The sequence below is a fragment of the Rhizobium gallicum bv. gallicum R602sp genome (assembly GCF_000816845.1).
Classification (GTDB): Bacteria; Pseudomonadota; Alphaproteobacteria; order Rhizobiales; family Rhizobiaceae; genus Rhizobium; species Rhizobium gallicum.
Map to the genome: position 1 here is coordinate 145,383 of NZ_CP006879.1, position 23,552 is coordinate 168,934.

General features: G+C 56.9%; 19 protein-coding genes and 4 pseudogenes. 14 read left to right on the plus strand and 9 right to left on the minus strand.

What is annotated here, in order from left to right:
* The first annotated feature begins 48 nt into the window (after positions 1-48).
* From RGR602_RS21670 to RGR602_RS39805, 8 genes and pseudogenes are all read left to right on the plus strand, one after another.
* Positions 49-324, plus strand: coding sequence for an acyl carrier protein (locus RGR602_RS21670; protein WP_040114184.1), 276 nt, complete (start codon positions 49-51; stop codon positions 322-324).
* Positions 325-1,533, plus strand: a complete 1,209-nt coding sequence (locus RGR602_RS21675) for a beta-ketoacyl-[acyl-carrier-protein] synthase family protein (protein ID WP_040114185.1) — start codon at positions 325-327, stop codon at positions 1,531-1,533.
* Positions 1,534-1,688: 155 nt separating this feature from the next.
* Positions 1,689-1,838 (plus strand): annotated as a pseudogene (locus tag RGR602_RS39800) (amino acid transporter); the annotation flags it as partial.
* 316 nt (positions 1,839-2,154) lie between these two features.
* Positions 2,155-3,180: an L-histidine N(alpha)-methyltransferase gene (locus RGR602_RS21685; RefSeq protein ID WP_223844064.1), complete on the plus strand. Its 1,026-nt coding sequence runs from the start codon at positions 2,155-2,157 to the stop codon at positions 3,178-3,180.
* Positions 3,181-3,518: 338 nt separating this feature from the next.
* Positions 3,519-3,851, plus strand: a complete 333-nt coding sequence (locus RGR602_RS36080; protein WP_237362002.1) for a hypothetical protein — start codon at positions 3,519-3,521, stop codon at positions 3,849-3,851.
* A gap of 80 nt (positions 3,852-3,931) precedes the next feature.
* A complete protein-coding gene (locus RGR602_RS21695) occupies positions 3,932-4,258 on the plus strand; it encodes a hypothetical protein (RefSeq protein ID WP_040114188.1) in 327 nt (108 codons plus the stop codon).
* Between the two features lie 10 nt (positions 4,259-4,268).
* Positions 4,269-6,215: a flavin-containing monooxygenase gene (locus RGR602_RS21700; protein WP_052451689.1), complete on the plus strand. Its 1,947-nt coding sequence runs from the start codon at positions 4,269-4,271 to the stop codon at positions 6,213-6,215.
* A 162-nt stretch (positions 6,216-6,377) separates the two neighbouring features.
* Positions 6,378-6,655, plus strand: a pseudogene (locus RGR602_RS39805) (IS5/IS1182 family transposase); the annotation flags it as partial.
* 140 nt (positions 6,656-6,795) lie between these two features.
* Here the strand turns inward: RGR602_RS39805 and RGR602_RS21705 are convergent.
* From RGR602_RS21705 to RGR602_RS21735, 7 genes and pseudogenes are all read right to left on the minus strand, one after another.
* Positions 6,796-9,947 (minus strand): annotated as a pseudogene (locus RGR602_RS21705) (efflux RND transporter permease subunit).
* Positions 9,947-11,017 (minus strand): efflux RND transporter periplasmic adaptor subunit, encoded by a 1,071-nt coding sequence (locus RGR602_RS21710; protein ID WP_040114449.1) that lies wholly within the window; start codon positions 11,015-11,017, stop codon positions 9,947-9,949. The pseudogene RGR602_RS21705 and the gene RGR602_RS21710 overlap by 1 nt, the downstream one beginning before the upstream one ends.
* A 17-nt stretch (positions 11,018-11,034) precedes the next feature.
* Positions 11,035-11,769, minus strand: coding sequence for a hypothetical protein (locus RGR602_RS21715; RefSeq protein WP_040114189.1), 735 nt, complete (start codon positions 11,767-11,769; stop codon positions 11,035-11,037).
* 244 nt (positions 11,770-12,013) lie between these two features.
* Positions 12,014-12,370 (minus strand): hypothetical protein, encoded by a 357-nt coding sequence (locus RGR602_RS21720; protein ID WP_052451690.1) that lies wholly within the window; start codon positions 12,368-12,370, stop codon positions 12,014-12,016.
* A gap of 410 nt (positions 12,371-12,780) precedes the next feature.
* Positions 12,781-13,263, minus strand: a complete 483-nt coding sequence (locus tag RGR602_RS21725) for a GNAT family N-acetyltransferase (protein ID WP_040114190.1) — start codon at positions 13,261-13,263, stop codon at positions 12,781-12,783.
* A 76-nt stretch (positions 13,264-13,339) separates the two neighbouring features.
* Complete coding sequence (locus RGR602_RS21730; RefSeq protein ID WP_223844065.1) at positions 13,340-14,533, minus strand: hypothetical protein; 1,194 nt, start codon at positions 14,531-14,533, stop codon at positions 13,340-13,342.
* A 17-nt stretch (positions 14,534-14,550) separates the two neighbouring features.
* Positions 14,551-16,026 carry a coproporphyrinogen-III oxidase family protein gene (locus RGR602_RS21735; protein WP_040114191.1) on the minus strand — a complete coding sequence of 492 codons (1,476 nt, stop codon included), beginning with the start codon at positions 16,024-16,026 and terminating at the stop codon, positions 14,551-14,553.
* 584 nt (positions 16,027-16,610) lie between these two features.
* On the opposite strand from RGR602_RS21735, the pseudogene RGR602_RS37455 reads away from it, so the two are divergent.
* The 4 genes and pseudogenes from RGR602_RS37455 to RGR602_RS21755 form a co-directional block, all read left to right on the plus strand.
* Positions 16,611-16,744, plus strand: a pseudogene (locus RGR602_RS37455) (IS3-like element IS426 family transposase); the annotation flags it as partial.
* A gap of 103 nt (positions 16,745-16,847) precedes the next feature.
* A complete protein-coding gene (locus RGR602_RS21745; RefSeq protein WP_040114193.1) occupies positions 16,848-17,279 on the plus strand; it encodes a SyrB-like regulator in 432 nt (143 codons plus the stop codon).
* Positions 17,280-17,406: 127 nt separating this feature from the next.
* Entirely contained in the window at positions 17,407-17,994 is a 588-nt protein-coding gene (locus RGR602_RS21750) for a hypothetical protein (RefSeq protein ID WP_040114194.1), read from the plus strand.
* A 33-nt stretch (positions 17,995-18,027) separates the two neighbouring features.
* Positions 18,028-18,618 carry a hypothetical protein gene (locus RGR602_RS21755; protein WP_040114195.1) on the plus strand — a complete coding sequence of 197 codons (591 nt, stop codon included), beginning with the start codon at positions 18,028-18,030 and terminating at the stop codon, positions 18,616-18,618.
* A 116-nt stretch (positions 18,619-18,734) separates the two neighbouring features.
* Here the strand turns inward: RGR602_RS21755 and RGR602_RS36085 are convergent, their stop codons facing one another.
* A complete protein-coding gene (locus tag RGR602_RS36085) occupies positions 18,735-18,938 on the minus strand; it encodes a cold-shock protein (RefSeq protein WP_074070751.1) in 204 nt (67 codons plus the stop codon).
* 416 nt (positions 18,939-19,354) lie between these two features.
* Between RGR602_RS36085 and RGR602_RS21760 the strand changes: the two genes are divergently transcribed.
* Positions 19,355-20,107: a carbonic anhydrase gene (locus RGR602_RS21760; protein WP_040114196.1), complete on the plus strand. Its 753-nt coding sequence runs from the start codon at positions 19,355-19,357 to the stop codon at positions 20,105-20,107.
* Positions 20,108-20,190: 83 nt separating this feature from the next.
* Here RGR602_RS21760 and RGR602_RS21765 read toward each other — a convergent pair whose 3' ends face one another.
* Positions 20,191-20,568, minus strand: coding sequence for a flavodoxin domain-containing protein (locus RGR602_RS21765; RefSeq protein ID WP_040114197.1), 378 nt, complete (start codon positions 20,566-20,568; stop codon positions 20,191-20,193).
* 670 nt (positions 20,569-21,238) lie between these two features.
* Between RGR602_RS21765 and glmS the strand changes: the two genes are divergently transcribed.
* Positions 21,239-23,059: a glutamine--fructose-6-phosphate transaminase (isomerizing) gene (gene glmS / locus RGR602_RS21770; RefSeq protein WP_040114198.1), complete on the plus strand. Its 1,821-nt coding sequence runs from the start codon at positions 21,239-21,241 to the stop codon at positions 23,057-23,059.
* Positions 23,060-23,552: the final 493 nt, after the last annotated feature.

The window sequence follows — 23,552 nt, forward strand, 5'->3', positions numbered from 1 at the left end:
AATGTAGTGCGCACCCTGGCGCCGAAACAAAAACCGATAGGAGACAAGATGCCAGATCAAATCGCAGATAACGTCATCGCCATGATCAAGAAAAGCGCCGCATCTAACGGCGCCGATTCCGCCTTGGGCCATGACGAAATAACAGCTGCAACCGAACTGACGTCGCTAGGGATCGATTCATTGGGACTGGCAGATATCCTCTGGGACATCGAGGAGGCCTACGGCATCAAGATCGAGGTTAGCACAGTCGATGACTGGTCAAATCTCCAGAGTGTCGGCGATCTGGTTGAAGCCGTCCGCGGCTTGGCCGCTAAGGAGGTTTGAATGGAAAGGCGTGTCGTCATTACCGGAATTGGTGGGCTGTGCGGGCTAGGAACCGACGCCGCCTCCATCTGGAAAGCAATGCGTGAAGGACGTTCGGCTATCGGACCCATCGCCAATTCAGAACTTCATGAGTTGAAAGGCATGATCGGCGCCGAAATCAAGGCGTTGCCGGAGCATGACATTAACCGCAAGCAATTAGTCTCCATGGACCGCTTCAGCTTACTCGCGGTGATTGCCGCACGCGAAGCCGCAAGACAGGCCGAACTCTCCATTGATGAAGGAAACACCTATCGCATCGGCGCAACAGTGGGCGTCGGCGTCTGTGGCTGGGATGCGATTGAAGAAAACTACCGTGCTATGCTTTTGAACGGCGCGAAGCGCGCTGCCATCCTCACTGCACCTAAGGTTATGCCGAGTGCGGCTTGCGCTCAGGTCAGCATGAGCCTCGGCTTGCGCGGGCCGGTCTTCGGCGTCACGTCCGCTTGTGCCTCGGCCAACCATGCGATCGCTTCGGCGGTGGATCAGATTAGACTTGGCCGTGCTGACGTAATGCTCGCCGGCGGCAGCGATGCGCCGCTTGTGTGGGGCGTGCTGAAGTCATGGGAAGCACTGCGCGTACTTTCACCGGATACCTGCCGGCCCTTCTCGGCTGACAGGAAGGGGGTGGTGTTGGGTGAGGGTGCGGGCATGGCCGTGCTGGAAAGCTATCAGCATGCCGCACGGCGCGGTGCCACAATTCTTGCTGAGATCGCCGGTGCTGGCCTCTCCGCTGATGCGTTCGACATCGTCGCGCCTGAGGTCGAAGGGCCGGAGGCGGCGATGCGCGCCTGCCTTTCTGATGCCGGGCTGAATGCCGAGGATGTGGACTACCTAAACGCGCATGGCACTGCCACCAGGGCCAACGATCAGATCGAAACTGCGGCGATCAAGCGCGTCTTCCGTCATCATGCCCACTCAATGTCCGTCTCTTCCACCAAGTCCGTTCACGCGCATTGCCTCGGCGCAGCGAGCGCCCTCGAAATGATCGCCTGTGTGATGGCGATCCGCGAGGGCGTCGTGCCGCCGACCGCAAACTATCGTGAGCCAGACCCCGATTGCGACCTCGACGTTACTCCCAATGAGCCGCGCGAGCGCAAGATACGCGTAGCGCTGAGCAACGCTTTTGCCATGGGCGGCACGAACGCAGTTGTGGCATTCAAGCTGGTATAGCAGGACAGACGCTTCACCGTCTGACTTTTAATATGCCATGCTTAACTCCAATCCTGGTAAACCGACCGATGGCTGCCGCGCTCATGGCCGGGCGATTTGGGCCATGCCTTTACACTTCCTGGCGGAAGCACGGCATCGCTCTCGCATCTCTTGACGGCTTCTTCCCGAACGGTTTCCACGGCTTCGTTGCCGGTTTCCAGATTGCGGCGTTTGTTTTGACTCGTTGAAATGACCGCCGCTGAGAAGACGCGGTCCGCAGCAACCTGCCAAAGGTGATCCATTCGATTCCGGCCCGCGTCGCGCTAACGCGCCAGAGCGGTTAACAGTGTCACACCTTCGACAATGTCGGAAACAGGTCAAGACACATGGCGGTCATCTCATTGTTTTAAAATGATGTTCTTGGTCTGGCACGGATCATGCTGAACCGTCCGAATGCCGTTGCGCCAAGGAGAAGGAACAACCATTCAGGATCGGCCTCGCAAGAGGTGTCACCGCGAAGACTGTGATTTGCGCGCGACGCTTAAGGCCTGCGCCCCGGCCCGGGCGACCGATGCTTCCTCAATGGCATGATTTACCTGTGCGAGACGTTCCCCCGCACTCACACCGAGAGGAGAGGCCGTTGTGAGCTTTCTTGAAACCAGTTTGGAGCTGTTTCAGCAAAAATATGCGCCAGACTTAGGTCCTGAACAATACGCTCACCACACTGGACTTGACCGGAACGGTAATTCGATGAGTGGCGCATTGTTATGGGCTAAAGCTGAAACTCAGAGAATGAATAATGCGCTCGTCACTGGTACAGCCAACATGGTGGATGCTGAGATTAAGTTGGCTCAAAAACTTCAGCAGAGAGTGAGAGATTATGTCCAATGGTATCATCAGGGCGAGCGATCTCGTAGTGGGGTGTCGATTCTGGACTATGGCCCCGGAACAGTGCGAGCATTCCAACACAAGACGCTTCCCCTTGTAACAAGCTTGTGCGGCGAGACCTCACGTTGCATACTGGTCGATCGGTCGAACGAGTTCCTCTGCGACATCAGGCAATTGCCGTCTGCTTTCGGGTTGAGAATCGAATTCATACGCCACGATATATTCTCTGGGCGACGCTATTTTTTCGGTGATGAGGCAGCATTTGTAGTCATGTTTGGCCGGACATTTGGGAATCTTGCCGCTTCCATAAGTGAAACCCCCCCCGTAGAGGCTGTCGTCCAGGCGCTGAAGAAAATATCGAACAGCGCTAAGCGGTGCTGGGTCGCGATCTCAATTGGCTCAGATCTGAGGAAAGATGTCGCGAAGTCCTACTATGAAGCGCATCCAGATTTTCAGCTAAACGTTTTCTACAGAATGAAAGCAGAGTTACCTATCGACGATAATTTTGATCCAGAGGTATTTGATTATGAGGCAGATATTAAAGGTGATGATAAATTTATGCAGGTAATACATACTGCGATCGTAAAAAGGAATTCGACATTTTATCTTAAAGATAAAAGTATTAAATTATTAGATGGTGATCGGCTGCATCTAAAGAACTCGTTTTCTTTTTCAGAGGCGTTTTTCAAAGAATGTGCGCACCTCGCAGGGCTTGCGTCGATTGATGTCCTTTCAGACAACGCCGGCTCAGACATTCACGTGTTCGAAAAGGCGACTTAAAGCTTGACAGAGAATAATCAGAGGCGAGTTGTCGAGAGATTATAAGCGAAGGAACAAAAGGCCGGTGGCCCGTCAAATAACGGAAAATCAGTCAGCTGATCAGCTTGATGGTCATTATGTTTATTACAACAGTAATCAATCTTATTTGTGCGGCTTCTTCCCGCCGGGCGGCCATGGGATTGACCGATATATAGGCGGCAATGATCGCACGATGGCATCGGGAGCTGTGATAATGGTGTTTCCCGGCTTGGCGGATTTCGCTTCATAATAATTGCACTCGCATCGAACGCGATTTCGCGGCCGCCGGCGAGCGCGCCCGCGAGGCCGGATTCAAATCGCTGACGCTGCATTTCGCGCACGGCGATCTCCCTCAGAGTTTTCTGTCCATTCACTCCATCCGGCGCGACTGCGAGCATGGCGGCACCGCCGAAAATCGCACCCGGTTCACGGTCAAGACGCGCGCCGCCTGCATCGGCCGCGTCGAGATGCGTCAGGAGTACATCGCGCTCGTCAGGCGTGCAGCAGGTCGTGTCGCTTTGCCCTGTCCGATGTACGACATTGTCGGACATGCGAGACAGCCGATTCGATCAGTTACGTTGTATCAAAAGAGTTTTTCCGTTGGCACGCATATTGCGTCCAGGCATTTGCAGACGCGACACGACCAACGATAATCGCGCGGAGATGTCGAAATGTTAGCACAATTCTTTCTGCCGGGACCTACGTCCAGCCATCCTAGAGCAGAACGCTCCAGATGCAGAAGAAGGAAGCGCCAAAAGGCGAGGGCGCACAGGCGCATTTGCCGCGGTTGTACCCGCACCGGCGGGACGAGGGCACCGAGCAAACCCTCGCCGCTGTCACGACCTCCGATCATAAGCGGCTTTTGGCGCGCGGCAATTGCCATCGCCGTGGGGGAGCGATCGATGCCGACGCGCTCAAGTGCGATCTGGATCAGATGTTCAGCGGGCTGCCCGCCGAACCCTCCCTAATGCCGTCGCTGAAACCGCGCCGAAGCTGGGGCACGAAATTTGCAACCAGGTGCAGCGCCTTGGCTGCTTGGTCCAGACTCTTGCAACTGTAGGACCTAAATCATGGCTGACTCTACGGACCTCGTCCCGTTCCGCCAACGTATCGCCGAGGCACTCCCTTCGGCCAACATTCCAACCCTGCTACTCCTTCTGTACCAGTTCACAGGACAAGAGTACTGGTTAAATCCGCCGTTTATTCCCGTGAAGAGTCGCTGGGACGAAAACGATTCCGGCGGCTTAGCGATCGAATTGCAGACGGACGTTCGCGATGCAGCGCTGGCCGCCATCATGGCTTGGCGCCAGGGGGCACACGTCGCCAAGCCGGACCTGTCGGCAGAAGAGTTGATCCGTATGCTAACTATGTCAGAGGCCGAGCCTATTCCGCCGGAATACGCTGACATGATGATCCACAAGCTGCGGAGGTATTCAGGCGCGGTTCCCGATCCGGTGTGCTTGCCGGAGGACTTCCACGTACTGATCATCGGGGCCGGTATGTCCGGGTTAGCAGCAGCAATTCGGTTACGACAACTGGGCGTTTCCTACATCCAGATCGAAAAGCAAGATCGTACCGGCGGGGTCTGGCACTCACATTACTACCCTGGCTGCGGAGTAGACACGCCCGGACATCTCTATTCCTACACTTTTGCCGGTGGCAACTGGAGCAAGTTCTTCCCGTTGCAGCAGGAAATCGACGACTATTTCAACCGCGTTGCCCGCGAATTCGGGATCGAGAGTTCAATCCGCTACAGCACGGAGTGCCTTGTCACTCGCTATGACGAAGAGAGCCGGACTTGGCATTCCCGGTTACGCCTGCCCGACGGTACGGAAGAAACCCTTGTGACCAATGTGGTGATTTCGGCCGTGGGAGGCTTCACCACGCCGAAATGGCCGAGTATTCCGGGTCTGGGTGACTTCGACGGCCCGGTGGTCCACACCTCGAAATGGGATCCAGAGGTTACTCTTGATGGCAAACGCGTAGCTGTAATTGGTAATGGGGCCTCGGCAATGCAGGTTGTTCCGGCCATCGCAGATCGAGTGAGTGCCCTGACGATCTTCCAGCGGTCACGCCAATGGGCGGCGCCCTTCCCGAAATTTCGAATGCCGGTTCCGGAGCCGGTGCAGTTCTTGCTCCGCGAGGTGCCACACTACGAATGGCTCTACAGGCTCCGGCTGAGTTGGATTTTCGACAGTCAAGTGCACGCGGCCCTGCAGAAGGACCCGGCGTGGCCGCATCCCGATCGTTCTGTGAATGCGGTAAACGACGGCCACCGCGAGACTTATACTCGATATATCGAAGAACAGCTGGCCGGACGCCCCGACCTTCTGGCCAAGGTCATCCCGCCGTACCCGCCATTCGGCAAGCGGATGCTCCTAGACAACGGCTGGTACAAGACCCTACTCAAGCCGCATGTTAAACTGGTAGACAGCGCCGCCGCGCATGTTGAAGGCAAGTCGATCCATGGGATAAATGGCGACACGCATGAGGCAGACGTTCTCATCGTCGCCTCGGGCTACGATATAACACGCTTCTTACTTCCGGTTCAGGTGATCGGACGCAACGGCGTGACAGTACGTGAGGTCTGGAACGATGACGACTGCCAGGCTTATCTTGGAACCGTAGTGGCGGGCTTCCCGAACTTCTTCATGCTCTACGGCCCCAATACGGCGCTCGGCCACCGCGGCAACTTCATCTTCACGATCGAAAGCCAGATCGATTACGTGCTGAGCATTCTGCGCCAGATGGGAGAGAAGAAGCTCGTCGAGGTGGAATGCCGGCAAGACGTATATCACCGCTACAATCGGACGATCCAAGAGATGCACCAGGACATGATCTGGAGCCATCCCGGCATGTCCACCTATTTCCGCAACGACCGAGGGCGAATCGTAACGAACAGCCCTTGGCGCCTGATCGACTATTGGAAGCTGACGAAGGAGGCGGATCTCGGTGACTACCGTACCCTGGCCATATCGGCTCCCGACCGGTTTGAGAGGGCGGTCAACGGCTCATGACTATTCAGCTTTGCTAGCTTAAAAAACCGTTGGTCTTGAACGGATTCGAACTGCGGACACCCTCATGCGCTTGCCGGCCGTTTTGAGATGACCATTCCGGGCATTGGGCCGTTGTCGTTTTGGGCTCTGGTCAGCACGATCGACGTACCTGGACGCTTTAAAAAATCCAAAGCTGTTGGCACTTACGAGTTCGGCGTCAAGGTCTCCGTTGCAACGACACTCAACCGATCGAAAGGCGGCCTGTTCGTCACCCACATTCAAGCCTTGCCCGGAAAACCCTATGACGGCCACGCACTCGAAACCGTCATCCCGACCATCGAGGCGCAGCTCGGCGCAACGCTTTCCCGTATCATCGCAGATGCCGGATACAAAGGTCACAACGCCCGGCAAGCCACCGCGTCAAGGTCTATACCGCAGGCCAGAAACGCGGGCTGTCACCATAGGCCAGCTCTGTTTGCGGTTAATGGTCGATCGCTCCTGAGGATTGAGCGGTACAAACGTGCGCTGCTCCACAACTCGCCGGGTTGCGCCCGATCAACTTGGCAATCATGTCTTCGATGGATCTCTTGCTGAGATGTAATCATCTCCGGCCACGTCCTCGAGTCGCAGGGCTACGTTTGAAGGCAATCGGCTCGCAATCGTTGACGCATCCGTTTCCTGCCCGGCAGTCTCGTGGCGTGGCCCGTTCCGGCGCCCGAGCCGTTTCAGTGCCTCGAGCAGGTCGTCGACGAAGGTGAAGATGACCGGGATGACAATAAGGCTGAGCAGCGTCGACGTTGTTACGCCGCCGATCACCACAATGGCCATCGGCTGCCGGAAACTTGTATCGCCTCCCGTCAGGCTGAGAGCAACCGGAAGCATGCCCGAGCCCATGGCGATGGTGGTCATGACAATGGGACGCCCGCGCTTGTGGCAGGCATCGACGAGAGCATCGAACCTCCCCATTCCCTGGCGGCGCAAGGTGATCGCGCATTCGACGAGAAGGATCGAGTTCTTCGTCACCACTCCCATGAGCATCAGCAGCCCGATGACGACCGGCACGGAGAAGCTAGTTCCGGTCATCAGCAGCGGCAGGAGTGCGCCTCCGAGCGAAAGCGGGAGGGCCATGAGGAGGGTGAACGGCTGCAGGAAATCGTGGAAAAGCAGGACCAGCACTGCATAGATGCACAACACGCCGATTGCCATTGCAAGCGCGAAGCTTTGGAACAGTTCCAAACTGCGCTGAAGTTCGCCTTGTTTCATGAGCGTGACGCCCGCCGGCAGGTGCTCAAGAGCCGGAAGCGCCTTTGCCTCGCGATAGAGGTCGCCCAGGATACGGCCGTTGAGTTCAACGGAAAGAGTCACGATACGCATTCGATCGATGCGGTTGATCTCGGAAGGACTCCCGCCGATACGGATGTCAGCGATTGATCCGAGATCGACGCTGCCGTGGGTTCCGGCCACCCTTATGTTCCTAATGCCGTCGAGATTTTTGCGTGCCTGGGGCTTGAACCGGACGACGATAGGGATTTGCCGCTGAGGCAGATTGAGCTTTGGCAGGGCGGAAGAGTAGTCCCCATGTGTCGCCACGCGCGCGGCTTCCGCGATGTCGCTTGACGTCACCCCGAGTGCGGCTGCGCGTACAACGTCCGGGATGATCTGAACCTCGGGCGCCTGCCGCGAGGCGGTCGACGTCACCGCTCCGATATCGTTGAGCGTACGGAGTTGCTCCTCAAGCGCCTTGCTTGCTTCGTCAAGGGCATTGGAGTCATCGCTGGCGAGGGTGATGTCGAGCTGCGTTCCGTTGCCGCCGCTACCGACCGCGACCCGTACGCCGGGGAGCACCGAGAGGGCCGACCGGATGTCGTTTTCGATCTCTGACTGCTTGCGGTTTCGTTCGTCAATGGGCGTCAGCATGACGACGAGCTTGGCCGTTCCGATACTTCTGGTGGTGGTGACCTCGGGACCACTACCCGTCGATGCCGAACCGACCGACGAGAAGACATGCGTCACCTCGCCAAGCGTGCTTATGATGTCCGCCGCCTTCTTGGTTGTTGCGTCCATTTGGTCGATGGTGGCGCCGGGCTGCTGGGTCAACGTCACCTCGGTCCGTGCGTCGTCGGCAGCCGGCAGGAAGCCCGATTTCAGGAAGGGGATGGTGTAAAGCGAGAGTGCGACGAAGGCTGCGATCACGAAGACCGTTTTCTTCCTGTGGTTCAAAGACGCCTTCACAATCGCAATGTAGGCACGCATGATTCGCCCATCCTTTTCCTCGGTGGGATGCGGCTTCATGAGATAGGCGGCCATCATCGGCGTTAGTAGACGCGCAACGACCAAGGAGGCGAGTACAGCGACTGCGGCGGTGATGCCGAACTGGCGGAAGAGCAACCCTGGTATGCCGCCCATGAATGCCGTGGGCAGGAAGACCGCGACGAGCGTGAGCGTGGTCGCGATCACTGCTAACCAGATCTCATTGGCCGCTTCGAGGGCGGCATCAATCGGCCGTTTGCCCATCTGGAGGTGGCGAGCGATATTTTCGATCTCGACGATGGCATCGTCGACAAGGATGCCGACCACCAACGACAGTGCAAGCAGAGTAATGATATTGAGACTGAAGTCAGCGAGGTACATGGCGAGGAAGGTCGGTATGATCGACAATGGCAGTGCCACGGCCGACAAGATGGTTGCGCGCCAATCCCGCAGAAAGAGCCAGATGACCACGATGGCGAGGATCGCCCCCTCGAACAACATGTGCATCGAACCATGATAGTTGTCGAGGATCGATCCGACGGTGCTGTAGACTTCATCAATCTGCACGTCGGGATGTTCGGCGGCGAACTGTGCCATCGCGTTATCGACGTCGGCGGCGACGCCGGTGTCGGAAAACCCGTTCGAGCGGTTGATCGCGACAGCGATCACGGGCTGGCCGTCAAGATAGGCAAGTGAGGACCGGTCTGCGAAGCTGTCAGTGATGGAAGCGACATCGTCGAGACGGACCTGCTGCCCGTTGGCCAGCGGAATTCGGAGCCCCTTGAGGTCTTCGACAGACGCCACGGCGCCGAGCGTCCGCAGAGTTTGGCGCGTGCCGCCGATTTCTCCCAGGCCACCCGACGTATCCGCTTGGACCGACTTCAACTGTGCCGAAACAGTCGCTGCAGTGATCCCGAGCGAGGCCATCGTCGCCGGATCGAGGTCGACATGAACCTCGCGGTCGATGCCGCCGAATCGGCTCACCTGTCCCACTCCCGGTACCGACAGAAGGACCTTCGTCATATCGTTGTCGATAAACCAGGAAAGCTCGGTCTCATTAAGGTGGGACGAACGGACCGCGTAGGTGACCAGCGCAGTGCTCTGCAAAGTAACTTTGGTGACGCTCGGCGTCTGCATTTGCGCCGGCAGATCCGCCTTTGCACCGTCCACGGCGTTACGGACCTCGTTCAACGCCTCGTTGCTGTCCTTCTCCAGCTCGAAGGAGGCGGTGATCGAGACAGTTCCGTCGGTGATCGTCGTCGTGATGTGGTCGAGATGGCTCAGCGACGCGAGTTGGTCCTCGATCACTCGGGCAACCTCCGTCTCGAGTTGCGTCGGCGACGCGCCCCCGAGTGTCGCGGTGATGCTGATCCTCGGAAGGTCCATATCGGGGAAGTATTGGATCGGCAGGCGCTTGAACGCCAGCAGTCCGCCGATGGTAAGCATTGCGAAGAGCAGTATCGCCGGTATGGGTTTGCGGATCGACCATGCAGAGAAATTCATCAGTTTTTCGCCGCAATATTCACGAGGTCGTTGTCCGACAGAAACGCACCGCCCGACGTCACGACTTTCGACGACCGGTCTATGCCGGAGAGCATCTCGACTTCGCCATTGTTGCGACGGCCCGTTTCCACCCGGACCCGTTTTACCCGCTTGTCCTCGTCGGCTGTGAAGACGTAGCTTATCCCATCATGGAACACGATTGCCGTCTCGGGAATCGTCAGCGCCGGCGTGGTCTGCAGTTCGATGCTGCCCGTGACGTAAAGGCCGACGCGCGGACGGACGTCGGCGGGAAGCGCGACATAAACGATTGCGCGGCTGGTATTCGTGCTGATCGAAGGTCCCACAAGCCTCACTTTGCCATGAATGGGGTGGCCGTCCGGCCTATTGATCTCGACGCTCAATCCTCCGGAAATACGCCCAAGGTAGTGCGCCGAAACCTCCGCCTGCCATTCGACACGCTGCTGGCGGACCAGGCGGAACAGCTCGGTGCCGGCGGAGACGACTGCGCCGAGCTCGGCGGAGCGCGAGGTGATAAGGCCGTCGTCAACGGCGACGATGGTTGATTGGCTAAGCTTGATCTTTGCGCTGTCGAGTGCCGCCTCTTCGGATTCAAGGCTTGCGGTTGCCGTCTGCTCATCGGCCAGATATTCGACGATCTTCTCGTCGGAAAGGGCGCCCGAAGGACGAAGCTGCCGAGCGCGGTCCGCATTGGCCTTGGCCTTCGTCAGATTTGCCTTGGCGGTCACGACGGCCGCTTCCTGTTTACGAAGGTCGGCGAGCACGCTGTCCTTAGAAAGCTGGACGAGCGCCTGCCCCTTTGTGATAGTGGATCCGACATCGGCAAGCACATCGGTTATGCGCAGGCCGCTCGTCTCGGAGGCGATGATTGCTTCCTGCCACGGTTTCAGCCAGCCGCTCGCAGGAACGGTTTCCGGCCATTCGCGTTGCGCCGGCGTCACCAGTGAGACGGTAAGGGCGGGTGCTGCGGGCTGATCCGCCATGGCACACCGGAAGGGAAGCAGTGCTAAGCAGACCAGGACGGGGGCGAGTGGGATAAACGGCTTTCTCAACGATGAATCCTCGTGGTTCACGGCACCGGTACATTGCCAATCCGCGCCAGCGCGATGGAGTTGTTCTTCGCTTGATCGCGCGGATATGGGGGTGGGGCCTTGATGCCCCACGACCGGATGTCGCCCTGTCCACGAGTAGAGCCTCGAGCCTCTTGAACCCGGGGGAGAACGTCGGGCGGGCGTGCTGGTTGGACGCGGGCGTTCAGCGTCTGTAGCCCGGAGGGCAGGCTGGTCAGGCGCAGGGATGACAGATTCAGCGCTCCATGGACATCGCCGGTCTCTACCCACGCTCTGATTCTTCTCACCGCTTCTTGCCGGCCCTCGTATTCCCCCGGAACCTCCTCGGCAATGCAGGCTTCCAGGATCTCGTCCAGCCCGCGGCGGGGCGCGGCGTGAAGGTTCGTGGGATCGTCGGCGGCGTCGACGGAGGACGTCCGCGCTTCGGCGGGGGGCGGATCAGCTAGGGCGGAAACACCTCGCCGGCAGCGTTGGTTGGAATTGTTACCTTCGCCCGACCGGGCCTGCCCTGTGTTCATCATTGCTGTCTTTACGGTAGCGCTATCAAGAGAGTGCATGCTAGTTTCCGCCGACCACTCCTCCCAATGGATCTCGGAGCCAGCCACGGACAATAACTGCAAAGATCCACCTTCGGGATCACCTCTCTTCATGCAACACGCCGTAGCATGGGCATAATCGATTGTTTGGATGGAATTCATCGATGCTATGGATAGATCAGGTAAGATGTCCGCCATCAGTCCGCCTGATCGCTGCGGTGGTCGATCGCCACAAGCCCTGCCAAGCCGACCGGGCGATCTCGGTCATTTGCGGTCGAGCCGTGGGGCCTAACCAAGGCCTTGTGGCACTCGCCGTGATAATCTGCCGCCACAGCCGGCCGCGCGGGCATCGACCTCCGTCACCCCGCCAAGTCCAGCGTTTCGAAGTGAAAAGGGCCGCGTACGCGGGTAGAAAAGCGCTCAGCTGCATCGAGGTCTATCACTAGCCTTCCGCGAGGCGGGCCGTGTGAAGATACCAAGAGCGCGCCCAGCTATTTTGCTCCCGCATCCGCAGGCGGCAAAGCCGTCCCGTCCGGGCATAGCCGACGAGGAAGGTGCCACCGCGCTCGGCCTCGTTGTGCCGCTGTGCGCAGCCACCATCTTTCAGGCATTGGCGAAGCGCGTTGACGAACTCCGGCACCAGAAAGGCATAGACATCAGTTTCGGGATCCCTCTTTGGCGGCTTGAAGGAATGCCCCAAAAGCTGGCCGATCCAAACGAAGTCGTAAAGCCGAAGATGAACTCCTGTCGGCCCGATGTCGACCTTCGCCGAAGGTCCATCGTGTCCGAGGCCGGCCACAATTGTGCACCGTCGGAAGGCTATCGATGATAGCGATAGATCTCGCCCGGCCCGGAGCGAAGATTAGCGCTCCTCGCATCAGCAACCTTGAACGACGCAGACCTTACTTCGCGTCGGGAGAGGGAGCGCACCTGCCGGCCCAAACTGACCAAAGTTTTCAAGGGCCGGATTGACGGGATTTCTATCGTACTCCGAAGCCTCCGGTCTCGGACGCTTTTCCATTATACTTTTGGAAAAGAACCGAGGCCTCGCTCGAAACCTGCAAGCTCAATATCATCAAGCTCTAAGAGCGTGTTACTGCAGAATTGCCCACGATGCCCCAGGACGGCCTCCTCTGGGTTGTGACGATGATGTCATGGCGTTCACGGACTTAACATCGAATCACGACCTCATCGATCATTTGAGGTGGGTCAATCCTGGCCGGCAAGCCGCTTCTCGTAGAAGATCACTGCATATCCGTGCAACATCCCTTCCCTGCGGCGGACATAGCCAGCCGTCTCATAAACTCTTTGAGCCCCCACTTGGATCTTTGTCGTGTCGAGCTTTATCCACTTGAATCCAAGAGCAACGGCTCGCGATTCCAATTCACGAAGAAGCCTCCTTCCGAGCCCTCGTCGTTGAAAGGCGGGATCGACCCGCATACGTTTCAGCTCTGCGACATCGTCGTCAACAGGTTTCAATCCGCCCATAGCAGCGAGTTGGGGGCCAATATGCGCAACTATGAAGTCTCCGCCTGACGCGATGTATACTTCTCCGACATTGCGTAAATCATCCTCCCAGAATCTTTCCGGACCACGCACACCAACAGCCTCAGATGCGCTCCTATGCAGATGCCATACATCATCGGCATCCCCTGACTCAAACCGACGAAAGATCACTTCGTCTTGAGACATCGAACATCACCTTTCTCGTGTCGGACGCCTGCGCGTCTGGCATCGTGATATGTTTTTACCTAGGCAAATACCGCCGTTATCTTTGATGCGCCGCCGTTAACAGCCGCTGTGAAAGCACAGCCTCGACACTTTCCGAAGCTTCAACTCCGACAACTGGACGACCCGGTTCAACCGTATATTTCAAAGCCGTACCGCGGTGCATCCGGGTAAACCGATCCAACGCACAAACACAGGACGCGCGCAGCTTTCTGATTTCACTGCCGTGGCGCTCCATGACGGGCGAGATGGTTGCAAACTTAGGAAAGTCCGCTTTCCCTTCTAGCCAGCTTGGCTGGAGCCCCGCGCTGCCCTTGTCTGGTGACAACCAGCGGAATACTTCCTGAATGCAACCTTGCGGATAGTATTCTGACAGCCGATATATATCCATGTAAAATTGCGGTTTCTGATGGAAGAGTTCTTCACCGATCAATAGCACCGACACCGCCACGATCCGGGCAGAAAAACGGCCGCTCGGGCCCAGCCTATCCTTGTAGGGGTTTTTTCCGTAAAACACCCGAAATTGGCCAAATAGATCGGGCGACATGCGTTCATTAAAACGTGCTAGAACACAAACTGCTGCCTCAAGGCGCTCCACGCATACCGCAAGACATTGACGCGCGTCCGCCCCGACGGCGTCACGCATCTCGAGTAGAGCGTCCATTGCTGACTGCAATTCACTTTCAATGAGGAGATGGCCCAGGCAAAAATCTCGCTCCTCGACCCCGGCCGAGCCGAGGCAATATACGCGTGGATCGCTCTGCAACGGATTCGTAAGGATCATATCTTCATAGGAAAGGACATCAATGCTAGGCTGCCGCTGACAGCTTACGCGCGCAAGCTGCCTCAGCGCTCCTCCCACTGTCAGCTCGGCATCGACGGGATGAAGGCCGGCAAACGCAGACATCTGATAAGCACAATTGACGAGATACTGGATATCTGTCTTAGCGACCCCGAACTCGGGCTGCGGTAGGTTCAGCAGCTGCGCCTTATAGTCCGTCTCCGCAATCATTGCGTTAATGCTACGCCCAAGCGCCTTAACCGCTTCATCGGGTCGTTCACTGGCTTTGATCTCCGCAATACAGTGCGGCAGTTGATCACTGACAAAATTGCTGAGAAGCCCCAACGGGCGCTTTCGCTCCCGGCGATCAATGCTATCGGTTAGATGAGAAAATATCTCCTGCGTCCGACAAGGCGGCTGTTCCGGCACGGAAAAGGGCAACTTGGTGACCATTGACGAGCACCCCGACTTCACCGAAAGATAGCTTGCATTTCTGCACTTGATCCGTATCTTGCCGCCGGCGAGTAATCGTGTTTTTCGAGCAGATCAGTTCGTTTGTCTGTTATTCTGCTATCGTTGTACGCGACTCGCTCAAGCACATTATCCGAGAAAAATAGCAGCGATACAGCGCCCGAATTGATAATGCCGGCAGCAGTCAAAGAAAGCACGCCATCGTTTGAGATGCAGGCGAGTCCCGCCTCCCTTAATATTTGAAGCTCGCGGCCAAAGTATTTTTTAATCGACACCCCAAATTCTCGCTCGAAGCGGGAGAGTGGCACTCCGCTGCTTCGCAAGGCAAACATTAATGTTCTGCGTATGAGATCGTCTTGCGACAGTACAGCACCTTTCCACACTGGTTTTTCGCCCGCTTCAACTCTAGACAGATATCGATCTAAATCCGCCTCGTTATAGAACTGGCACTGACTCATGTAGCCAAATCCGCCAACCCCAAACGGGACGAGATTATTGTCGTTCCAAGAATCGTATTTACGACGCTGTTGAACGGAATGCGGCTGCGGCCTCTTAGTCCAGTAGAAGATCGGCCCATGTCGATAGCCAAGGCTCGTGAGGATGTGCTCCGCCATAAAATGCATTATGATGCGCTCCTTAGCGCCCGCGAATTGATATCGTCCTCTCGCCAATTGGTGGGCTATGGGGTCCGTCGATTTAAACATTAATGGGAATATATTGAATTTCTCAATTCCCATATCCACGAGGCCGATAACGGAGTCGTACCAGCTCCGGAGCGTTTGCTCCGGCAGCCCATACATCAGGTCAAGGGATAGATTCTCGACGCCCATCTCGTTAAGTAATTTTACGAGTTGGATCACCTCATCCGTACCATGCCCGCGGTTTAATACGCGCAAAATATTTCGATCTAGTGTTTGAACACCCAGAACGAAGCGGTTTACGCCGCCTCTAAGTAGAGTGGATACGCGATCCGCAGCATCCGCATGCTTTACAAGTGAGGGATGCAATTCAAAACTTACTTCGGATTTCGATAAATCAAAGCGCTTGTTGATCATATCAAATAGCGTTTTTAGTTGGTGGTTGGTCAAAAACGAGGGCGTGCCACCCCCGAAAAAAGCAGTCTCAATAGCTCTGCCATCAAGCGCCGCATCTGACCAACTCATCTCTTTATTTAAGGCCGCCAAATATCGTTCCACTCGCTCGGACGATGGATTGATTTCCTTGGCGAAGTGGCAAAAGGTGCAATACTGATTACAGAAAGGGATGTGGAAATAGAGGTCAATTGACGATGCAACCTGGGCCAACAACTGTTCGCCATTCAGGTCGCCCATTGCCTTGAGAGGAGGATATGTGCCGACGAGATAATCGTTGTGTGTGTCAAGGTGCAAGTTTTGCGACCTCAACATATCTAAATTGATGTCGTACGAGCGGTCGATCGCAAATTCCAGGGCCTCGGAATAACTCGGCGCGTACATTTCTTTAGGACTCCTTTTGGCTTCTGTGTGAAGGCAATGCGTGATGGCAGTTGCGTTCGCGCTGCATCGCTGTCTTCTGCTTGGGCGAACAGCGCATTTCGATCAGTAATCCGGATTCGTTGGCTCCCCGTCGACGCGACAAAAGTCAGGCAGGAACGCGCTCAATAATGCAGCGTCCATGGCATTGATTGGATCAATTGAGGGAAAGTTCATTTGAATCCCTGCGGCGGCTGGAAGACCGCACGTGGTCGTGCGGATCCTTTACGGTGTCACTGCAATAGACGTGCCAACAAAGACTTTTGTGCAGGCCCTGCTCGAAAGACGAGAAACCAGTGCATCGCGTCGCCGCGTCGACGGAATACTTGCGCCTCAGCGTCGGCTTTCGAACATACACGTCTTCAACCGGACATGGCTGAACACGACATGTCGATACCGGATCCATACTTCCCCGGAAGTGGGTTCTAAGTAAGCGCGAGTTTCGCTGCACCTTTTGTTCTTGTCGCATGGCTTTGTCCACCTGTTGAGACACAACGTGATGATTGATGAGAGCGAGCCAGAGAGGAAGCTGAAGGTGAGGTTCGTGCATGCGATCGAACCTACGCTAGTGCTCCGATGGTATGGAGTTCACTTGCTGGAATGGAGAGGTCGTCCGGCTCGCCTTATCATCGATGCATTCGACCGTGAGATTATCGCCTGGGCGGCTGTCGCCAATACCGGTGATGCCGATGTTCATCTTGAATTCCGATCCAGCGCCGCAGCGCTTATGTTGACTCCGTCTTTCACTTAGCCGAAAAGAACTTGCTTAAAGAGGTTGATAACTGATGGCTGACGAGAACAATTCGGATTCCACTACCGATGTCGTAGAGACCGATGCGCCGGCAAAAACCGCGGCGCCTAAAAAGCAACGCGCACCACGGCGTCTGAAGGAAACTGCCGAAGCAATGGTGGCCACATCACTCGCGAAGTTGCCCAGGGGTCGCAAGAAGCGTAGCCAACAAGCCGGAGAAACGAAGCCGACGCCCGTCGAAACGCAAGTTGCTGGAAGGAGCACGGCGAAGGACGTCATCAGGGACACCGGAAGAAAAAGGACGGCAAAGCAAATCGAGCGATCGGCTAAGGCGCCTCTTCCGGCAATCGATGAGATGGCGGATCTTATTCAGCTTGAAGAAGAGAATAAAGGGCTCCGTAAAACCCTGGCAGATAAGCTTCGCGCGGAAAATGCCGACCTGCGCAAGCGGCTCGGGCTCGATTGATCGGTTGCGAGATCGACCTCAGCCACTACATATTCGGTCGGAGAGACATTCGCCGGGCTCAGGTCGCGAGCCCGGATCTGAAGCTGCGGCAACGTCGTGGTAGGGGATTGCTCGAGGTTGAAGCACTATGAGATCACCATGGAAATTTCTTGCGCAATTGACGTCGCAGCGACGGCCGGCAGAAACACGAGAGAGTTCAATTGGGCGTGAAGCCGATACCGAGGCAAGCGAAAGCGAAGCGCAACAATCGTCGGCGCTTCCGTTAAATCCAACGGAAGCATCCCATGGATCTGAGCACAATGAAAACCGATCTGCTCAGCTCATGGCGATCACGACTTCAAACGAAACGGAACGCGAGGTCGATGCCGCGCGGGCGGTCTCGGTTCCAGTCGATGTTGAGGAGGTCCGGGCACCGGCACGTCATGAGGTCAGCCAGTCGAGTGCTGAAGCGCAAGCGGTACGGCTGGAAAGCGAGACAAGCAAAAAGTCTCCACCACCGCGGACGAAGAGGCCCCGCACCGACATGGTTGCGCAGAGCACTGCCGTCGCAAACAGGGATAAAAGTGCGCAATTTTCGTCCTCGCGAGAAGCTTTCTTCGACGAGGTGGCAGGCCTGGACGAGGAAATCAAGCAACTGAGAATTCAATTTGCTCAAAAGCTGCATTTGCAGAATATTCAGCTTAAAAAGATGCTTGCGCGATTCGACGTATCGTGAGCCTGCTTACAATCTCGTAGATTGGACACATATATGAAAACACAGCAACGAAAGTTCGTTGTCGAACTCAAATCGACGCGCCGACGGTCAACAATGCGGCCAGCTTCCATTTGGGCCAACACCGATCTCAAGGCTCATGTGCGTGAGGCGGAAGCTGAAGCGCCGCATCTCTTCGAGCCCAATATGGTCTCAAAGGTTCCGGGCCAGGACAGCGAGCTGGCGACGGATCCAAGACCCGAAACACACCTGAGCGACAACACCGAAGCCGGCGACGAAAAGCAGATTTCGGCTTCATTGGTCGCGCCGGAGCATGCTGACACACCTCGGCAAGACAATGATCTGGCTTTTAGCTCCATTCCACAATTGAAAGAGGGCTCTTCCGGGCGACGATCTCCAAGACCGGCGAGGCGTCGACGCGAAGCGGATGGCAATCGTCATGCTGACGGCGCAAAAAGCGTTCGCAGTATGCGATCAACCGCCGCTCAAGTCGAAGCAGCTTCCGATGAGTTAGTCGCGCTTGACGAAGAGAATCGGCGACTAAGGGGCTTGCTGACAAAGCATCTTCTTCAACAGAATATTCAGCTTCACCAGATGCTTGCGCGATTTGGCGTCATTGAAACATGAATCGATCGTCTGTTTTGCGATCGGCGGTTCGATCCCTATCAAGGCGAAGGATTCTGTCGGCCGCAAAAGAGGAACGGCCCGCCTTCGCGGTCCGATCCTCTAACTGACAAAATCAATCAAAGCACACGGACGTTTTCAGCCCTTGATTTTCCGGTCTTGCGATCCTGGCCGACCTCGTAGCTCACTCTTTGCCCTTCGCTTAGCGAACTGGCCCCCTGTAAAGCTGACACGTGCACGAACACGTCAGTTCCTCCATTTTCGGGCGTAATGAAGCCAAATCCTTTGTCTCCATTGAAAAACTTAACGGTTCCAGTGGCCATACCTAATCCTCGACGGTCCCGCGGCTGATTGCCGCTACGAAAAACCTATAGTTCGAAGCCGCCGTCTGCAATGTGTTCGTTCTTGTTGCAGTACGTCGAGAAACCAGCGATCCGTATGAGCACGCGGTGGCCCTAGAGAAATCAAGTTCTACCCCGTGTGCTGTTCTTGTGCTCGGGCGTGCATTTTGGACGCCGATTGACAGGAGACTGGAGTTGCGCGCGGAACTGCGAGACCGCTCCCGTCAATCAACGGGCCGATCACCGCGACCGGTCGATGGTCCCTATTCAGCAAGTGCTATCCAACTTGCGCGATATTTTCCCCCCGGTGAATGTCTATCGATTGACAGGCGAACCTGATCCAGAGATGCCGAGCTACGACCACTTTTTGCTCGTCCTCGTTAGGAAAGGGATAAAATATGGAAAGGCGACACTTCCTCAGGGGCCTGGCTTTGCTTGCCTCATGTCCACTCTGCACTAAGACAACATTTGCGGCAGAAGGTGTCGATTGGGGCTATGAAGGTGACGCGGGTCCCGAACATTGGGGCTCGCTCAGCAAGGAGAACAACGCCTGCTCGGCGGGTCTACAGCAATCGCCGCTCGATATCGGGGGGGCAATCAAGGCCGATATTCCAGACCTCGTGCCCGATTGGAAGAGCGGCGGCACAATCCTCAACAATGGGCATACGATCCAAGTGCAGGCGGCACCCGGCGGCACGCTCCGCTGCGGAGACAAGACCTATGAACTAATACAGTACCATTTTCATGCGCCGAGCGAACATCTGGTTGAAGGAAAGGCCTTTCCGATGGAAGCGCATTTCGTCCACAAGCATGCCGAAACGGGTGCGCTGGGCGTATTGGGCATTTTCCTTGCTCCTGGGCGTCCCAATGCGGCCTTTTCCAGCCTCGCGGCAGCTTTCCCGCAAAAGCCCGGTGAGGAAGCAGCAATCGACGGGGTGAACCCTGGCGGGTTGCTGCCATCCTCCCTCCGATATTGGACTTACGAGGGATCACTGACCACGCCGCCGTGCAGCGAAATCGTCGATTGGATGGTGGCAATGCACCCAGTCGAAGTCGATGCTGCCGACATCAAGAAGTTTACGGCACTCTATTCGATGAATGCCCGGCCAGCGCTCGTCACCAATCGCCGCTATATTCTGAGCTCCAGCTAGATTGTTCGGTTGCGTTCATCATAGCGCTGCACAAGGTCGTTTCCTGCTACAAAAACGGTTGACGATACTGCGCAGGCGCCTTCTTAAAGGAGACGTCGAACGGTGACGCGGAGGTTTATCGTGCGAGGTGTTGAAAGCGCAGCGGCTTTACCAATCCGCGCCCAATGACGGTTGCCGCACCCGACCACGGCAAAGGGCCGACCCTTGAGCGTGTCCGGCTGGAGGCTCTCAGCCCAGGCAACGAACCGTCCGGCGTTGTTCGGCGGTTGCCCTTCGTAGGACGCCGTAACGACGATGAAAGGCATGTCAACTGGAACTCTGAAGGCGGAGTCATCGGCCGGCGCGACGATCGGCGCGTAGCCCCGAGTCGCAGCTTCGCTTCCGATCTGTTTCGCGAAGGATTCTGCCGTGCCTGAATTGCTGCCATAGAGTACGAGCAGCGGTCCGGGGCCGTGGGCCAAAGCCGCAAGGTCTCCATCAGTACCTGTTCGACGTAAACGAGGTTCCCCAGGTCCCGCACTGTCGGAACCTCACCGCCGAGAGCGTCGCCGGCATGGGCTTGCAAGCTCGCCAGTTCCTTCGGGCTTTTAAGCAGCAGCCAAGTCGTTGCTTCCCCAGTTCTGCAGACGGAAGATCGGACCGAACTCCTTCGACAGGCGCATCAGGCTCTGGACCGGTACCTTTGGATTGAGCGCAGCGATGTGCCCGAGGATCGGAAGGCCTTTCGGATGCGGAATCTATTCAAACCTGTTCATGTCAGCGTCTCCTTAAATGACTTGTCCTTTGGAGATGGCCCAAGGTCCCTCCGCGGGACAACCGAGGAAAAAACGCAAAAGAGCATCGCGCCAGCGTCATGCATCCATGAGACGAATGGGTGTTATCCAAAGAATCAATTTGCCAATCCGTTGAGCGCCATTAAAACGCGCTGAAACTGACCAAAATCAAGTCCATCGCGGTAGGCCAACTATGGGTACGAAGCTTCCCGCCAGCCGGCATTCGTCGGAGTCACGATTGAGGACAGCAGGTGACCCGCAGCCCCTGTGTGAGGCGACCGGGAGCGAGTGATATAGCCTCGCTGAGACGAGAATTTGAGTACGCCGCGAGAGGCGTGGAAGGAACGCGAAGAGGGATATGTGCGGGATTGTAGGCATCGTCGGGAAGCAGCCTGTCTCGACACGGCTGGTCGATGCGTTGAAACGCCTGGAATATCGCGGCTACGATTCGGCCGGCGTCGCGACGATCGACGATGGAGCCCTCCATCGCCGGCGCGCGGAGGGCAAGCTCGTCAATCTAGAGGCAAGGCTGAAAGAGCAGCCTCTGGTCGGCACCATCGGCATAGGCCATACGCGCTGGGCGACCCATGGCGCGCCGACGGAACGCAATGCGCACCCACATTTCACCGACGGTATCGCCGTCGTACACAATGGCATTATCGAGAATTTTGCTGAGTTGAAGGACGAACTGGCCGTGGCCGGCGCCGAGTTCCAGACCGAGACGGACACAGAGGTCGTCGCGCATCTCCTGGCAAGGTTTCGCCGGGATGGCACTGGACGTCTCGAGGCGATGTTTGCGATGCTGAGACGGTTGAGGGGCGCCTACGCACTCGCTGTCCTTTTCGAAGATGATCCGTCGACCATTATGGCGGCCCGTAACGGACCGCCGTTGGCGATTGGCCATGGGAATGGCGAAATGTTCCTTGGCTCCGACGCCATCGCCCTGGCGCCCTTTACCAATCAAATCACCTATCTGGTCGATGGCGACTGGGCGGTGATCGACAATTCCGGTGTCCTTATCTTTGATATCGACGGCAATGTCGTCTCCCGGCCGCGGCAGGTTTCCTCGGACGCCGCGTTTATGGTCGACAAGGGTAACCATCGCCACTTCATGGAGAAGGAAATCTACGAGCAGCCGGAGGTCGTGGCTCACGCTCTCGGTCACTACGTCAACTTCATCGACAACCGGGTCGCGCCCGTGTCCGGCGCGATCGATTTCGCCAAGTTGCCGAGCCTTGCCATTTCCGCCTGCGGCACGGCCTATCTGGCAGGTCTGATCGGCAAATACTGGTTCGAGCGCTATGCGCGCCTGCCGGTGGAAATCGATGTGGCGTCGGAGTTCCGCTACCGCGAAATCCCGCTGTCGCGACAATCGGCAGGACTCTTCATCTCGCAATCCGGCGAGACCGCCGACACGCTGGCGTCGCTCCGCTATTGCAAGGAGCATGGTCTGAAGATCGGCGCGATCGTCAACGCCCGTGAGTCGACGATCGCACGGGAATCCGATGCGGTTTTTCCGATCCTGGCCGGCCCGGAGATCGGGGTTGCCTCTACCAAGGCCTTCACCTGTCAGCTTGCGGTTCTTGCTACGCTCGCGATCGGCGCGGGCAAGGTGCGCGGCAACGTCAGCGATGAAGAGGAGCAGGCGCTCGTCAGGAGCCTTGCCGAGATGCCGCGCATCATGAGCCAGGTGCTGAACAGCATCCAGCCGAAGATCGAACTCCTGTCGCGGGAACTGTCGAAGTGTCCGAACGTGCTCTATCTCGGCCGCGGCACCAGCTTTCCACTGGCCGTCGAAGGCGCCCTGAAGCTCAAGGAGATTTCCTATATCCACGCGGAGGGCTATGCCGCCGGTGAGCTGAAGCACGGGCCGATCGCTCTCGTCGACGAGAACATGCCCGTCATCGTCATCGCGCCCCATGACCGCTTTTTCGATAAGACTGTCTCCAACATGCAGGAGGTGGCAGCCCGCGGCGGCCGGATCATCCTGATCACCGACGAGCGTGGTGCGGCCGTGTCGAAATTCGGCATGACAATCGCACTTCCGAATGTGGATGAGATTATTGCGCCGATGATATTCTCACTACCGATACAGCTGCTCGCCTATAACACGGCTGTCTTCTTGGGCACCGATGTCGACCAGCCCCGCAATCTTGCAAAATCAGTCACTGTCGAATGATCATCAACCCCCGAAAAGGGACGAAGTCGGGAGTCCGCGGCAGCTGTGACGGCGGCGCCTTGCCCGGCCGACGGGAGGAGATTGCGGACGTGGGGTTTCCTGTGAGGTAATGCCGATCAGATCATCGATGTGTTGGTCTGCGATAACTGAGGAATTGCATGCTCTCTAACGCCAAGGCACTGCAACCGACTAAGCTCCACGGCACAAGCGCAAGAGCCGCTACAACTTTGCGGTGCCACCAATTCCGACGACAGCGAAAAGACGACAGCAGAAAACAGCTGTCAAGTTCCGCAACAGAGGCGGGCAGCTGTTTCCGAGAGGGTTCAGCGAGTTCATACCGATCTCTTGTCAGCGGAAGCTGCAAGCTCTAACTCCGGTGCCTCCCGTTTCTAGCTCAACCGGCCGCGCGCGAGTGCGGAGCGAGGCAAATGCCGCCTCAGCTATATACATTCGCCTCAAGCTCCCCATTGCTAATGGCTTTACGCAGGGTTGT

Bases quoted from the DNA above. Each gene is read 5' to 3' on its own strand.
- RGR602_RS21670 (WP_040114184.1), top strand. From the start codon at position 49: ATGCCAGATCAAATCGCAGATAACGTCATCGCCATGATCAAGAAAAGC.
- RGR602_RS21675 (WP_040114185.1), top strand. From the start codon at position 325: ATGGAAAGGCGTGTCGTCATTACCGGAATTGGTGGGCTGTGCGGGCTA.
- RGR602_RS21695 (WP_040114188.1), top strand. From the start codon at position 3,932: ATGCAGAAGAAGGAAGCGCCAAAAGGCGAGGGCGCACAGGCGCATTTG.
- RGR602_RS21700 (WP_052451689.1), top strand. From the start codon at position 4,269: ATGGCTGACTCTACGGACCTCGTCCCGTTCCGCCAACGTATCGCCGAG.
- RGR602_RS21715 (WP_040114189.1), bottom strand. From the start codon at position 11,769: ATGGCGGACATCTTACCTGATCTATCCATAGCATCGATGAATTCCATC.
- RGR602_RS21725 (WP_040114190.1), bottom strand. From the start codon at position 13,263: ATGTCTCAAGACGAAGTGATCTTTCGTCGGTTTGAGTCAGGGGATGCC.
- RGR602_RS21730 (WP_223844065.1), bottom strand. From the start codon at position 14,533: ATGGTCACCAAGTTGCCCTTTTCCGTGCCGGAACAGCCGCCTTGTCGG.
- RGR602_RS21735 (WP_040114191.1), bottom strand. From the start codon at position 16,026: ATGTACGCGCCGAGTTATTCCGAGGCCCTGGAATTTGCGATCGACCGC.
- RGR602_RS21745 (WP_040114193.1), top strand. From the start codon at position 16,848: ATGGCTGACGAGAACAATTCGGATTCCACTACCGATGTCGTAGAGACC.
- RGR602_RS21750 (WP_040114194.1), top strand. From the start codon at position 17,407: ATGAGATCACCATGGAAATTTCTTGCGCAATTGACGTCGCAGCGACGG.
- RGR602_RS21755 (WP_040114195.1), top strand. From the start codon at position 18,028: ATGAAAACACAGCAACGAAAGTTCGTTGTCGAACTCAAATCGACGCGC.
- RGR602_RS36085 (WP_074070751.1), bottom strand. From the start codon at position 18,938: ATGGCCACTGGAACCGTTAAGTTTTTCAATGGAGACAAAGGATTTGGC.
- RGR602_RS21760 (WP_040114196.1), top strand. From the start codon at position 19,355: ATGGAAAGGCGACACTTCCTCAGGGGCCTGGCTTTGCTTGCCTCATGT.
- glmS (WP_040114198.1), top strand. From the start codon at position 21,239: ATGTGCGGGATTGTAGGCATCGTCGGGAAGCAGCCTGTCTCGACACGG.